Source organism: Pseudomonas sp. E1BtOHC1 (genome assembly GCF_058744285.1).
In genome coordinates, this window is the sequence record NZ_CP196023.1 from 5390162 (window position 1) to 5403747 (window position 13586).

General features: G+C 60.4%; 12 protein-coding genes. 4 read left to right on the forward strand and 8 right to left on the reverse strand.

The annotated features are described in order from the left end of the window. Positions 1 to 2: 2 nt before the first annotated feature. From cysG to ACSSVC_RS24435, 6 genes are all read right to left on the reverse strand, one after another. Positions 3 to 1397 carry a siroheme synthase CysG gene (cysG, locus tag ACSSVC_RS24410; protein ID WP_346635077.1) on the reverse strand — a complete coding sequence of 465 codons (1395 nt, stop codon included), beginning with the start codon at positions 1395 to 1397 and terminating at the stop codon, positions 3 to 5. After that, positions 1398 to 2678, reverse strand: a complete 1281-nt coding sequence (gene serS / locus ACSSVC_RS24415) for a serine--tRNA ligase (RefSeq protein ID WP_404937303.1) — start codon at positions 2676 to 2678, stop codon at positions 1398 to 1400. Between the two features lie 16 nt (positions 2679 to 2694). After that, positions 2695 to 3069: a fluoride efflux transporter CrcB gene (gene crcB / locus ACSSVC_RS24420; RefSeq protein ID WP_016966951.1), complete on the reverse strand. Its 375-nt coding sequence runs from the start codon at positions 3067 to 3069 to the stop codon at positions 2695 to 2697. After that, positions 3066 to 4391, reverse strand: a complete 1326-nt coding sequence (locus ACSSVC_RS24425) for a replication-associated recombination protein A (RefSeq protein WP_346635079.1) — start codon at positions 4389 to 4391, stop codon at positions 3066 to 3068. Before ACSSVC_RS24425 ends, crcB begins: the two co-directional genes overlap by 4 nt. 33 nt (positions 4392 to 4424) lie before the next feature. Then, on the reverse strand, positions 4425 to 5048 hold the full coding sequence (lolA, locus tag ACSSVC_RS24430; protein ID WP_123727938.1) for an outer membrane lipoprotein periplasmic chaperone LolA: 624 nt from the start codon (positions 5046 to 5048) through the stop codon (positions 4425 to 4427). A gap of 68 nt (positions 5049 to 5116) precedes the next feature. Continuing rightward, positions 5117 to 7525, reverse strand: a complete 2409-nt coding sequence (locus ACSSVC_RS24435) for a DNA translocase FtsK (RefSeq protein WP_492611578.1) — start codon at positions 7523 to 7525, stop codon at positions 5117 to 5119. A gap of 295 nt (positions 7526 to 7820) precedes the next feature. Here ACSSVC_RS24435 and trxB point away from each other — a divergent pair, with 295 nt between their 5' ends. The 4 genes from trxB to infA all read left to right on the forward strand — a co-directional run bounded on the left by trxB (position 7821) and on the right by infA (position 10609). Next, on the forward strand, positions 7821 to 8771 hold the full coding sequence (trxB, locus tag ACSSVC_RS24440; RefSeq protein WP_492611579.1) for a thioredoxin-disulfide reductase: 951 nt from the start codon (positions 7821 to 7823) through the stop codon (positions 8769 to 8771). 72 nt (positions 8772 to 8843) lie between these two features. Further along, positions 8844 to 9524 (forward strand): leucyl/phenylalanyl-tRNA--protein transferase, encoded by a 681-nt coding sequence (gene aat, locus ACSSVC_RS24445; protein WP_404937305.1) that lies wholly within the window; start codon positions 8844 to 8846, stop codon positions 9522 to 9524. 58 nt (positions 9525 to 9582) lie between these two features. After that, positions 9583 to 10290: an arginyltransferase gene (locus ACSSVC_RS24450; protein WP_346635083.1), complete on the forward strand. Its 708-nt coding sequence runs from the start codon at positions 9583 to 9585 to the stop codon at positions 10288 to 10290. 100 nt (positions 10291 to 10390) lie between these two features. Then, positions 10391 to 10609, forward strand: a complete 219-nt coding sequence (infA, locus tag ACSSVC_RS24455) for a translation initiation factor IF-1 (RefSeq protein ID WP_002553999.1) — start codon at positions 10391 to 10393, stop codon at positions 10607 to 10609. A gap of 126 nt (positions 10610 to 10735) precedes the next feature. Here the strand turns inward: infA and clpA are convergent, their stop codons facing one another. Together clpA and clpS are read right to left on the reverse strand one after the other, a co-directional pair. Beyond that, on the reverse strand, positions 10736 to 13006 hold the full coding sequence (gene clpA / locus ACSSVC_RS24460; RefSeq protein ID WP_346635084.1) for an ATP-dependent Clp protease ATP-binding subunit ClpA: 2271 nt from the start codon (positions 13004 to 13006) through the stop codon (positions 10736 to 10738). Between the two features lie 29 nt (positions 13007 to 13035). Beyond that, the gene (gene clpS, locus ACSSVC_RS24465) at positions 13036 to 13398 is read right to left on the reverse strand and encodes an ATP-dependent Clp protease adapter ClpS (RefSeq protein WP_011062173.1); all 363 of its coding nucleotides are present in this window, start codon (positions 13396 to 13398) and stop codon (positions 13036 to 13038) included. Between the last annotated feature and the right edge of the window lie 188 nt (positions 13399 to 13586).

The following is a 13586-nucleotide window of genomic DNA, read 5'->3' on the forward strand; positions in this document are numbered from 1 at the left end:
TTTCAGACCTCGGACTGAGCGCCTTCGAACCAGGCCAGCTTCTCGCGTAGCTGGACCACTTCGCCAACGATCACCAAGGTCGGGGCATGCACTTCGTGTTCCGCCACCAGGGCCGGCAGGTTGGCCAGGGTGCCGGTGAAGACTCGCTGGTTGCTGGTGGTGCCCTGCTGGATCAAGGCGGCCGGGGTATCAGCGCCGCGCCCGTGCTTGATCAACTGCTCGCAGATCGTCGGCAAGCCCACCAGGCCCATGTAGAACACCAGGGTCTGCGCTGGCGCCACCAAGTCGCTCCAGGGCAGGTTGCTGGTGCCGTCCTTAAGGTGGCCGGTGACGAAGCGCACCGACTGCGCGTAGTCGCGGTGAGTCAGGGGAATCCCGGCGTAGGCCGAGCAACCACTGGCTGCGGTAATCCCCGGCACCACCTGGAATGGAATACCGTGGGCCGCCAGCTCTTCGATCTCTTCGCCGCCCCGGCCGAAGATGAACGGATCGCCGCCCTTGAGACGCACTACACGTTTGCCTTGCTGGGCCAGGGTCACCAATTGCTGGTTGATCTGTTCCTGGGGCACGGCGTGATCGGCGCGACGCTTGCCGACATAGATGCGTTCGGCGTCACGGCGGCACAGCTCGAGAATCGCCGGCGCCACCAGGCGGTCGTAGAGCACTACGTCGGCCTGTTGCATCAAGCGCAAGGCGCGAAAGGTCAGCAGGTCCGGATCACCCGGGCCGGCCCCCACCAGATACACCTCGCCCGGCGCATGGGGCGCCTTGCCGGCAATCTTGGCCTGCAACAGACGTTCGGCTTCCGCTCCCTGCCCCGCCAGTTGGCGATCGGCGATGGGGCCCTGGAATACATCCTCCCAGAACGCCCGGCGCTGCTGCACATCCGGAAACAGGCCTTTGACCTGGGCGCGGAAACGCGCCGCCAACCCGGCCAGTTGGCCGTAGGTGGAAGGAATCCAGGTTTCCAGCTTGGCCCGGATCAGCCGCGCCAGCACCGGCGCATCGCCGCCACTGGAGACTGCGATGACCAGTGGCGAACGGTCGACGATAGCCGGGAAGATCACGCTGCACAGGGCCGGCGCGTCCACCACATTGACCGGGACGCAACGCCGATGGGCATCGGCGGAGACCTGGGCATTGAGAGATTCATCGTCGGTGGCGGCAATGATCAGGGTGCAGCCGTCGAGGTCGGCCTCGACATACCCGCGCAACAGGGACTCACCGCCGCTGGCGACGATCAGCTCCTGCAATTGCGCTTCTATTTCAGGTGCAACCACTCGCAGCTGCGCACCGGCATCGGCCAGCAGACGGGACTTGCGCAAAGCAATCTCCCCTCCGCCGACCACCAACACACGACTGCCGCGAAGGTTGTGAAACAGCGGCAGATATTCCATTTAGCCGATGACCTCAAGGCCACCCATGTACGGCTTCAGCACGTCCGGCACACGGATCGAACCGTCGGCCTGCTGGTAGTTTTCCAGCACCGCCACCAGGGTACGGCCCACGGCCAGGCCGGAACCGTTGAGGGTGTGCACCAACTCCGGCTTGCCGGTTTCCGGGTTGCGGAAGCGCGCCTGCATGCGACGGGCCTGGAAGTCGCCGCAGTTGGAGCACGAGGAGATCTCGCGGTATTTGTCCTGGCTCGGCACCCAGACTTCGAGGTCGTAGGTCTTGACCGCGCTGAAGCCCATGTCGCCGGTGCACAGGGCCAGTACGCGGTACGGCAGTTGCAGCAGTTGCAGGACTTTCTCGGCGTTGGCGGTCAGGCCTTCCAGGGCCTCCATGGAAGTCGACGGCTCGACCACCTGGACCATCTCGACCTTGTCGAACTGGTGCTGGCGGATCATGCCGCGGGTGTCGCGACCCGAGGCACCGGCTTCACTGCGAAAGCACGGCGTGTGGGCGACGAACTTCAGCGGCAGTTGCTTCGGATCGAGGATCTCACCCGCGACGATGTTGGTCAGGGACACTTCGGCGGTCGGGATCAGGTACAGATCGGCTTCGCCTTCGCGAGTGATCTTGAACAGGTCTTCCTCGAACTTCGGCAGCTGGCTGGTGCCGACCAAGGCCGGAGCCTGCACCAGATACGGGGTGTAGGCCTCTTCGTAGCCGTGCTCGCCGGTGTGCAGGTTGATCATGAACTGCGCCAGGGCGCGGTGCAGACGGGCGATAGGACCGCGCAGCAGGGCGAAACGCGCACCGGACAGCTTGGCCGCGGTTTCAAAGTCCAGCCAGCCGTGGGTTTCGCCCAGGGCCACGTGGTCCTTGATCGGGAAGTCGAAGGTAGTCGGGGTGCCCCAACGGCGCACTTCGACGTTGCCGTCTTCGTCTTCGCCCACCGGCACCGATTCGTGAGGCAGGTTGGGAATACCGAACAGGATCGAATCCAGTTCGTTCTGGATGTTTTCCAGCTCCACCTTGCCGGAGCTCAGCTCGTTCCCCATGCGCTCAACGTCGGCCATCAGCGGGGCGATGTCTTCGCCACGCTGCTTGGCCTGGCCGATGGATTTGGAGCGCGCGTTACGTTCAGCCTGCAGTTGCTCGGTGCGGGTCTGCACGGTCTTGCGCTGTTCTTCCAGCGCTTCGATGCGTGCCACATCCAGGGCAAAGCCGCGGGATGCCAGACGATCCGCTACGTCCTGGAGGTTGCTACGTAACAGTTTGGAATCGAGCATGTCGTTCTCTCGTTTATCAAAGTTTGGTCAAGGACAGGCCGGCCCAGGTAGCAAGCAGCCCGCCGAATACACTCAGTGCCGCATAACCCAGGGCCAGCGCCACTTGTCCGCTTTCCAGCAGACGCACGGTATCCAGTGAAAAGGATGAAAAAGTCGTCAGGCCACCGAGGAAGCCCACTATCAATCCGGCACGCACTTCGATCGGCACTTCCGGACGGATCAGGAACAGTCCGTACAACACGCCGATCAGCAGGCAGCCCACGATATTAACGGCCAGCGTCGCGGTATAGAAGTGCCGCGGCCAATTGGCGTTGATCCAGTTGCCCGTGGTGAAGCGCAACAGGGTGCCGGCCACGCCGCCGGCGGAGACTGCGAGGATCAGGGGGATCAAGGTTTTCTCCGCTGCAGGGGGCTGGCCCGGTCCAGGGCAGCCAGATGCTTGAGCTTCTCGCCGATCTTCAGCTCCAGGCCACGGGGCACCGGCTGGTAGAGCGGCAAAGGCTCGAGCTCTTCGGGGAAATAGTCTTCGCCGGCAGCGTAGGCATCCGGCTCGTCATGGGCGTAGCGGTATTCGTCGCCGTACCCCAACTGCTTCATCAGCTTGGTCGGAGCGTTGCGCAGATGGATCGGCACTTCCAGGGAACCGTGCTCGGCAGCGGCGCGCATGGCGGCCTTGAAGCCCATGTACACGGCGTTGCTCTTCGGCGCACAGGCCAGGTAGGTGATGGCCTGGGCCACCGCCAGCTCGCCTTCGGGACTGCCCAGGCGCTCCTGCACATCCCAGGCCGCCAGGCACAGGCTCAAGGCCCGCGGGTCGGCGTTGCCGATGTCCTCGCTGGCCATGCGCACTACGCGTCGGGCCAGGTACAGCGGGTCGCAACCACCGTCGAGCATGCGTGCAAACCAGTACAGGGCGCCGTCAGGGTTGGAGCCGCGCACGGACTTGTGCAACGCGGAAATCTGGTCGTAGAAGGCTTCGCCGCCCTTGTCGAAACGCCGGCGAGTATCCCCTAACAGGCTTTGCAGAAGATCGACGCTGATCTCGCCACCGTCTTCCGCCAGGTCCGAGGCGTTTTCCAGCAGGTTGAGCATGCGCCGGCCATCGCCATCGGCCGCCGACAGCAGCATCTGGAAGCCTTCCTCGCTGAGGCTCAGCTGACGCTTGCCCAGCCCCCGCTCTTCCGTCAGGGCACGCTGTACCAGAGTGCCCAGGGCCGCTTCATCCAGGCTCTTGAGCACATAGACCCGGGCCCGGGAGAGCAAGGCGTTGTTGAGTTCAAAGGACGGGTTTTCCGTGGTGGCACCGATAAAGATCAGCGTGCCGTCTTCCACGTAGGGCAGGAAGGCATCCTGCTGCGATTTGTTGAAGCGGTGCACTTCGTCGACGAACAGAATGGTCCGCCGCCCGTATTGTCCGGCCTGCTGCTTGGCGATTTCCACCGCCTGGCGGATCTCCTTGACCCCGGCCAGCACCGCCGAGACGGTTTCGAAGTGGGCGTCCGAGACTTCCGCCAGCAGCCGCGCCAGGGTGGTCTTGCCGACCCCGGGCGGGCCCCAGAAGATCATCGAATGCAGGGCGCCCTGCTCCAGTGCCTCGCGCAGCGGCTTGCCCCGAGCCAGCAGGTGCTGCTGACCGACGTACTCGTCCAGGTTGGTCGCACGCAAGCGTGCAGCCAGTGGCTGGGCGATCGGGGCACTACGAAACAGGTCCATGGACTACCTTCGAAACCTTGCGGCTGCGGCTGCTTACTCTTGGATCACATCGGCACCCTTGGGGATGTCGAACTTGAACTTGGACGCCGGGATCGATTCGTTGGCCTTGACCCCGGTGAACAGGATATTGGTGCGCTGACCAACGCTGTCAATCAATTGCATGTCATTGATCATGCCGTTGCGGAACGACAGGCGCAGGCTGTCGAACAGGGTGTCGCGGGTTTTCGGCTTGAGGGTGAAGTCCATCACGCCGCCGGCTTCCTTGGAGGTGATGTCGAAGCTTTCGCTGATCTTCGACACGTCACCGGACAGCAACAGGGCCGGAGTCTGGGTCAGACGCTGGTCGAGCTTCTTGATGGTCACCTGCTCCAGGTCCGGGTCCCACAGGGAGACTTTCTGGCCATCGGACACCATCAGTTGTTCTTGCGGCGCGTCGGTGTGCCAGTAGAACAGGCCAGGACGCTGCAAGGACATCTCGCCGGCGGTTTCCTGCAACTGAGTGCCGCTGCCGTCGAGGGTCAGCTGGGAGAAACGCGCCGTCAGGGTCTGGGACTTTTCCAGCAACTGGGTCAGGCGTGCCACGTCTTTCGGGTCGGCGTGGGCCGACAGGGTGGTCACAGCCAATACCGGCAGCAGCAACATGCGAATCAGGCGCATGGAATTCCTCATAAATTGGATGGGTATGCGAGCGGCGTGACCTCACGCCGCTGAAAGCGAAACAGGGATCAGTCGCGCATCGGGCCCGGCGCCAGCACTTCGCGGGAGCCGTTGGTGTTCATCGCCGTCACCACGCCGGCCATTTCCATGGCCTCGATCATCCGGGCGGCGCGGTTGTAGCCAATCTTCAGCTTGCGCTGTACCGCCGAGATCGAGGCCCGGCGGCTTTCCAGGACGAACTGCACGGCTTCGTCGTAGAGCGCGTCGGCTTCCGGGTCATCGCCGTCGCCACCGCCGCTGCTACCTTCGAAACCACTGCCCGCCTCTTCGACACCGTTGAGGATGTCGTCGTTGTATTCCGGCGCGCCCCGCAGCTTCCAGGCCTCCACCACGCGGTGCACTTCATCGTCGGAGACGAAGGCACCGTGGACACGAATCGGCAGGCTGGTGCCCGGTGGCATGTAGAGCATGTCACCGTGGCCCAGCAGCTGTTCGGCGCCGCCCTGATCGATGATGGTCCGCGAGTCGATCTTGCTCGACACCTGGAACGCCATGCGAGTCGGAATGTTGGCCTTGATCAGGCCGGTGATCACGTCCACCGACGGCCGCTGGGTCGCGAGGATCAGGTGGATACCAGCAGCACGGGCCTTCTGGGCGATACGGGCGATCAGTTCTTCAACCTTCTTGCCGACGATCATCATCATGTCGGCAAATTCGTCCACTACCACCACGATGGTCGGCAGCTTGGTCAGCAGCGGCGCTTCGTCGTGGATGCTTTCGCGGTTGTACAGCGGGTCCGCCAGCGGCGTACCGGCTTCAATGGCTTCCTTGACCTTGGCGTTGAAGCCCGAGAGGTTGCGCACGCCCATCTTGGCCATGAGCTTGTAGCGCCGCTCCATCTCCGCCACGCTCCAGCGCAGAGCGTTGGCCGCGTCCTTCATGTCGGTGACCACTGGGCACAGCAGATGCGGAATGCCTTCGTAGATCGACAGTTCGAGCATCTTCGGGTCGATCATGATCAGCTTGGCGTCTTCCGGGCCGGACTTGAACAGGATCGACAGAATCATTGCGTTGACCCCCACCGACTTACCGGAACCGGTGGTACCGGCCACCAGCAGGTGAGGCATTTTCGCCAGGTCGGTGATGATCGGTTTGCCGCCGATATCGTGGCCCAGGGCCAGGGTGACCGGGGATTTGAAGTTGTCGTATTCCGGGGTCGAGAGCACTTCGGAGAAGCGCACGATCTGCCGGTCTTCATTGGGAATTTCGATGCCCACGGTGGTCTTGCCGGGAATCACTTCCACCACGCGCACACTGGTCACCGCCAGGGAGCGCGCCAGGTCCTTGGCCAGGTTGGCGATACGGCTGACTTTCACCCCGGCCGCCGGCTGGATTTCGTAACGGGTAATCACCGGGCCGGGATGGATGGAATCCACCGCCACTTCGACGCCGAACTCCTTGAGCTTGATCTCCAGCAGGTGGCCGACAGCCGCCAGGGATTCGGGGGAGTAATTGAGCTGTTTCTTTTCCGCGGGATCGAGGATCGAGATCGGCGGCAAGGTGCCTTCCACCGCACTGTCGACGAACAGCTGTACTTGCTTCTCTTTCTGCACGCGCTTGCTCGGCTCAGGCGCCTTGGTGACCACTGGAGTGATCACCGGCGGCACCTGCTTCTCGCGCTCGGACATATGCTTGCTCAAGGCCTGCTCGCGCTCGATAAGACGCTCCTTGACCTTGGCCTGCTCGCGCTTGTCGGCGATGCTCGGGGACACCACCTCATCGACCCGGGCATCCACTTCGCGCAGTTGCGCCACCAGCTGTTTACGCTCGACGCGAGCGTCCCACCAACGATTGGCAGCGCCCTGGAACAGTTCGAACAGGTCGAGCGTGATCTTGCCAGTGACGTCCATCACCTTGAACCACGACAGGTCGGTGAACACCGTCAGGCCGAACAGGAACAGGGCAATGAACATCAGGGTGCTGCCCTGGACGTTCAGCGCATTCTTGGCCAGGTCGCCCAGGCTCTCGCCCAAAGCGCCACCGGCACCGGCCGGCAGGCCCGTGGCGGCATGGAAATGGATATGCGCCAGCGCCGCGCCGGACAACACCAGGAACACCAGACCGATCAGCCGCCAGGAAAACAGCCAGCCGCTCCACTGCCAGGGTTCATGCCGCTGACGGAAGATCTGGTAGGTCTTGATCGCCAACAGCAACGGGAAGATATAAGCGAAGTAACCCAACACCATAAACAGGATATCGGCGCTGTAAGAGCCAGCAGGACCGCCGAAGTTCTGCACATCTTCGATCTTGCTGTTATGGCTCCAACCCGGATCATCTTTACCGTAGGTCAGAAGTGCCATCATCAAGAACAGGCACAGGGCTCCAATGGCGATCAATGCACCTTCCTTGAGCCGGTAGTGCAATTGCTGACGCCAGAGCGGAACAACAGGTTTAGGTGCTGCGGTGGATTTCTTCAAAACGCGTCTTTTCCTGCGCCATAAGCGCGTCCAACGGGTGATTGACTACAAGATACTGCTCAATCCGAGCAGGTAAATAAAGTTGACCGGCGTAACTGGGGCTACTTTTAACACTCTGCCCCTTGCTTCTGAAACGGTGCAATTCTGAATAAGCTTGGTACATCGTCGTATTGTACGGGTTTGTTCACACCATGCCACGTCAGAACAGTCTGTTAAGCATAGCCAATTGCGTAATACGCACTGTTCAATTGGAGCATGCATTCTCTTTTGTGACAAAGGCTTATGAGGTGTTTTTATGAACCAAGCGAAGCATTCACGCCTGATCATTCTGGGCTCCGGCCCTGCCGGTTACAGCGCCGCCGTTTATGCCGCTCGTGCCAACCTCAAACCGACCGTGATCACCGGCCTGCAAGCTGGCGGCCAACTGACCACCACCACCGATGTCGACAACTGGCCCGGTGACGTCGAAGGCCTGACCGGCCCGGCACTGATGGAGCGCATGCAAAAACACGCCGAGCGTTTCGACACCCAGATCGTCTATGACCACATCCATACCGCTCAGTTGCAGCAGCGGCCGTTTATCCTTATCGGCGACAGCGGCACCTACAGTTGCGACGCGCTGATCATTGCCACCGGCGCATCGGCCCAATACCTGGGCCTGCCATCGGAGGAGGCATTTGCCGGCAAAGGCGTTTCAGCCTGCGCCACCTGCGATGGTTTCTTCTATCGCAATCAGGTGGTAGCCGTGGTGGGCGGCGGCAACACAGCCGTGGAGGAGGCACTGTACCTGTCGAACATCGCCAAGGAAGTGCACCTGGTGCACCGCCGCGACAAGCTCCGCGCAGAGAAAATCCTCCAGGACAAACTGTTCGACAAGGCCGCCAACGGCAATATCCGCCTGCACTGGAACCAGCATCTGGACGAAGTACTGGGGGATGCCAGCGGCGTGACCGGCGCCCGCCTCAAGGACAGCCACAGCGGAGAAACCAGGGATCTGGCACTGGCTGGGGTGTTTATCGCCATCGGCCACAAACCCAATACAGACCTGTTCCAGGGGCAACTGGAGATGCGCGACGGCTACCTGCTGATCAAGGGTGGCAGCGAAGGCAATGCCACCGCCACCGGCATTCCGGGAGTATTCGCTGCTGGCGATGTGGCCGATCATGTCTACCGCCAGGCCATTACGTCCGCCGGCGCCGGCTGCATGGCAGCCCTGGATGCGGAAAAATTCCTCGACGACAACTAAGCCCTCGCCCTACGCTTGTGGCGGGCCATCATTGGCCTGCCACCGCCCTCCCCTGCCGTAAGTCTGGATGCCATGCTGACCTGGTTACAACGCAACAAACTTGATTTCCCCCCATTGGAAAAGGCCATGCGCGAGCCCAACGGGCTGCTGGCTGCGGGCGGTGATCTGTCCGCCGATCGCTTGATTCAGGCTTATCGCCACGGCTGCTTCCCGTGGTTTTCCGAGGGGCAACCGATCCTCTGGTGGTCTCCCGATCCACGCACCGTGCTGCTGCCGGACGAACTGCATGTCTCCCGCAGCCTGGGCAAGCTGTTGCGCAAACAGCGCTATCAAGTGACGTTCGACCAGGACTTCGCTGCGGTCATCAGCGCTTGCGCAGCACCTCGGGCTTATGCCGACGGCACCTGGATCAGCGAGGCGATGCAACAGGCCTATTTGCAATTGCATCAGCGCGGCTATGCCCACTCGGTGGAAGTCTGGGATCAAGGCACGCTGGTGGGAGGGCTGTACGGCCTGGCCATGGGCCAACTGTTTTTTGGCGAGTCGATGTTCAGCCGCGCCGACAACGCCTCGAAATTCGGATTCGCCACCCTGGTACAGCATCTGAAGGAATGGGGATTTGTATTGATCGACTGCCAGATGCCTACCGAGCATCTGCACAGCCTGGGTGCGCGCTCCATTTCCCGACCAGAGTTTGCCGGCTACCTCACGCGTCACCTGGATCAGCCGAGCCGCGCCATATGGGTTTCCTAGGCGGGTTTGACGGCAGTGGCTTACACTTAATTTCAAAGCTTATTCCGAGGGTTGACTCATGACCGAGTTGGCGCGCCTGAAGTTTTATGCCACTCAACCCCATTCTTGCAGCTACCTGCCCGACGAACAGGCCACTACCTTGTTCCTCGATCCCAGCCAGCCCATGGACGTGCATGTCTACGCAGATCTGTCGGAAATGGGATTTCGTCGCAGCGGCGATCACCTGTATCGGCCCCACTGCCAAAACTGCAACGCTTGCGTCCCGGCGCGCATTCCAGTGGCGCAGTTCCTGCCCAATCGTCAGCAAAAACGCATTCTCAAACGCAACAGCGACCTGAGCGTACAAGCGGCCAAACCTGGCTTTAGCGAAGAGTACTTCGACCTCTACCAACGCTACATCGAGCAACGCCACGCCGACGGCGACATGTTCCCCCCCAGCCGCGACCAGTTCTCGACCTTCCTGGTGCGCGACCTGCCGTTTTCCCGCTTCTATGAGTTCCGCCTGGAGGGGCGCCTGCTGGCGGTAGCCGTTACCGACCTGTTGCCCAACGGGCTCTCAGCGGTCTACACCTTCTATGAACCCGATGAAGAGCGTCGCAGCCTGGGGCGCTACGCGATCCTCTGGCAAATCGGCGAAACCCTGCGCCTGGGGCTGGACGCGGTGTACCTCGGCTACTGGATCAAGAACTGCAAAAAAATGAGCTACAAGACCCAATATCGCCCCATAGAGCTGCTGGTTAACCAGAGATGGGTGATCCTCAACTAGAAGGTCTTGGCTTAAACCCCACTTTTCGGGCACAATGCACGCCGCTTTTGCCTGGCGCAGTTGCACCGGGCCATTCATTGGACACCGAGGGCTTTACTGCATGTCGAAAGAAGACAGCTTCGAAATGGAAGGCACTGTCGTCGACACCCTGCCCAACACCATGTTTCGTGTGGAGTTGGAAAATGGGCACGTCGTAACCGCGCATATTTCCGGCAAGATGCGCAAGAACTACATTCGTATTCTTACCGGTGACAAAGTGCGCGTCGAGCTGACGCCCTATGACTTGAGCAAAGGGCGCATCACTTACCGCGCTCGCTAAGCAAGTCAATACAAGACGCCCGGTTATGCCGGGCGTTTTTGTTCGTCTGCAAAAAACTGTTCAAACCCCAGATAGCACAAAGGCACCCTCCGGTGCCTTTGGCGGTACTACTGCGTTACGCGGCCATCAAGCCATTTCCGCCGTGGTCTCGAAATCAAAGGTCAACTCGCCATCCTTGATGTCGATGTGTACCACACCGCCATGGTCGGACAATTCGCCAAACAGGATCTCCTCGGCCAGGGGACGCTTGATCTTGTCCTGGATCAAACGCGCCATTGGGCGTGCACCCATTGTCACGTCGTAACCACCGGCAGCCAGCCAGCTGCGAGCGGCATCGGTCACTTCTAGCTGCACGCGCTTGTCTTCCAACTGCGCTTGAAGCTCGGTAAGGAACTTGTCCACCACGCTCTTGATCACTTCATGACTCAGACGACCGAACTGGATAATGGTGTCCAGACGGTTGCGGAACTCCGGCGTGAAGCTCTTCTTGATTACTTCCATGGCATCGGAAGAGTGATCCTGATGAGTGAAACCGATAGAGGCTCGCGCCGCGGTTTCAGCACCGGCGTTGGTGGTCATGATGACGATTACATTGCGGAAGTCCGCCTTGCGCCCGTTGTTGTCGGTCAGAGTGCCGTGATCCATCACCTGCAGCAGCAGGTTGAAGACTTCCGGATGCGCCTTCTCGATTTCATCGAGCAGCAATACGCAATGCGGCTGTTTGGTGATCGCCTCGGTCAGCAAGCCACCCTGGTCGAAACCGACATAGCCGGGAGGCGCACCAATCAAGCGCGATACGGTGTGCCGCTCCATGTACTCAGACATGTCGAAGCGCACCAACTCGATCCCCATGGCCTTGGCCAACTGCCGTGCCGCTTCGGTCTTGCCGACACCGGTAGGACCGGCGAACAGGAACGAACCCACAGGCTTGTCCGGAGACTTCAGGCCCGCACGGGACAACTTGATGGCGGTAGACAGCGAATCAATCGCCGCATCCTGGCCAAACACCGTCAACTTGAGATCGCGCTCAAGGTTGCGCAGCAGCTCTTTGTCGGAGCTGGTGACATGCTTAGGCGGAATACGGGCAATTTTCGCCACGATGTCCTCAACCTGAGCCACTTCGATGCGCTTCACGCGCTTCTCGGCCGGCTGCAGACGCTGGTAGGCACCCGCCTCGTCGATGACGTCGATGGCCTTGTCCGGCATATGCCGGTCATTGATGTAGCGCGAGGCCAGTTCCGCTGCGGCGCGCAGGGCTTCATCGCTGTATTCGATGCTGTGATGCTGCTCGAAACGACCTTTGAGACCGCGCAGGATACCAATGGTGTCCTCGACCGAGGGTTCGGACACATCGACCTTCTGGAAGCGCCGAGCCAGGGCCCGGTCTTTCTCGAAGATGCCACGAAATTCCTGGAAGGTGGTTGAACCGATGCAACGGATATCACCCGAGGACAGGAGCGGCTTGAGCAGGTTCGAGGCATCCATTACCCCACCGGAAGCCGCACCGGCACCGATGATGGTATGAATCTCGTCGATGAACAGAATTGCCTGAGGACGCTTCTTCAACTCTCCCAGCAACGCCTTGAAGCGCTTCTCGAAGTCGCCACGGTATTTGGTACCCGCCAGCAACGCCCCCAGATCCAGGGAGTAGACAACGCTATTGGCCAACAGATCTGGAACCTGATTGTCGACAATACGTTTGGCCAAGCCTTCGGCAATGGCGGTTTTGCCCACACCCGCCTCACCTACCAATAACGGATTGTTCTTGCGACGACGAGCGAGGATCTGCGCAACGCGCTCTACCTCCTGCTCGCGACCCACCAACGGATCAATCCGCCCTTGACGGGCCAGTTCATTGAGGTTGCTGGCATAGGCATCCAGAGGATTGCCCGAAGAAGACGACTCACCACCCTCTTCGTCCTGCATATCCTGTTCACCTTCAGAATGATCACCATGCCCAGGCACCTTGGAAATGCCATGGGCGATGTAATTGACCACATCGATACGGGCAACGCTCTGCTGTTTCAGCAGGAACACTGCCTGACTCTCTTGCTCACTGAAGATTGCCACCAGCACATTGGCGCCAGTGACTTCACGCTTGCCCGAGCTCTGTACGTGAAAGACAGCACGTTGCAGCACACGCTGGAAACCCAGGGTTGGCTGAGTCTCGCGATCCTCGTCATGCACAGGAATCAGCGGCGTGGTGGAGTCGATGAACTCCTGCAGGTCGTGCTTGAGTTTGTCGAGGTTTGCTCCGCAGGCACGTAAAACGGTGGCGGCGGCCTCATTATCCAAAAGAGCCAACAGAAGGTGCTCGACGGTCATGAATTCATGACGCTTCGAACGGGCCTCCTTGAAGGCGAGATTGAGGGTGACTTCGAGCTCGCGGTTTAACATAGCTTCACCTCATACCCAAGTGGTCGGCGTTAACCGTCCTTCTCGATTTCACAGAGTAGCGGATGCTGGCTTTCCCGGGCGTACTGGTTGACCTGCATGGCCTTGGTCTCGGCGATGTCGCGGGTAAACAATCCACACACTGCTCGTCCCTCGGTATGGACGGCCAGCATGACCTTGGTCGCCAGCTCGCGATTCAGGTTAAAAAACATCTCGAGCACTTCGACGACGAAATCCATCGGGGTGTAGTCATCGTTGAACAAAACCACCTTGTACATCGGCGGCGCCTGTAACGCAGGCTTAGCTTCCTGTACAGCCAAGCCAGCGGAATCGTCGTCGTGCAAGTCCGGGCGATCCTGATTGAATGTTAGTCGAATCTGGCTGATTGCATGCATGGAAAGAAAGGTTCGTCAGTTGTGCAAATACAGTGGTGGGGGCGCCCTGGATGGAATTCAACTCCGACCGCCGGGTCACCTTGACTATCGGCAAAACGGTGTTACAACCAATAGGGCCCACATTGGGTAATAAACGTCCGCGGCGTCAACCTTTTTACCAAGTTTGGCGGCGGATGAACTGGATGATA

Excerpts from the sequence above, each read along its gene's own strand:
- cysG (WP_346635077.1), bottom strand. The coding sequence starts at position 1,397 with ATGGAATATCTGCCGCTGTTTCACAACCTTCGCGGCAGTCGTGTGTTG.
- serS (WP_404937303.1), bottom strand. The coding sequence starts at position 2,678 with ATGCTCGATTCCAAACTGTTACGTAGCAACCTCCAGGACGTAGCGGAT.
- ACSSVC_RS24425 (WP_346635079.1), bottom strand. The coding sequence starts at position 4,391 with ATGGACCTGTTTCGTAGTGCCCCGATCGCCCAGCCACTGGCTGCACGC.
- lolA (WP_123727938.1), bottom strand. The coding sequence starts at position 5,048 with ATGCGCCTGATTCGCATGTTGCTGCTGCCGGTATTGGCTGTGACCACC.
- trxB (WP_492611579.1), top strand. The coding sequence starts at position 7,821 with ATGAACCAAGCGAAGCATTCACGCCTGATCATTCTGGGCTCCGGCCCT.
- aat (WP_404937305.1), top strand. The coding sequence starts at position 8,844 with ATGCTGACCTGGTTACAACGCAACAAACTTGATTTCCCCCCATTGGAA.
- ACSSVC_RS24450 (WP_346635083.1), top strand. The coding sequence starts at position 9,583 with ATGACCGAGTTGGCGCGCCTGAAGTTTTATGCCACTCAACCCCATTCT.
- infA (WP_002553999.1), top strand. The coding sequence starts at position 10,391 with ATGTCGAAAGAAGACAGCTTCGAAATGGAAGGCACTGTCGTCGACACC.
- clpA (WP_346635084.1), bottom strand. The coding sequence starts at position 13,006 with ATGTTAAACCGCGAGCTCGAAGTCACCCTCAATCTCGCCTTCAAGGAG.
- clpS (WP_011062173.1), bottom strand. The coding sequence starts at position 13,398 with ATGCATGCAATCAGCCAGATTCGACTAACATTCAATCAGGATCGCCCG.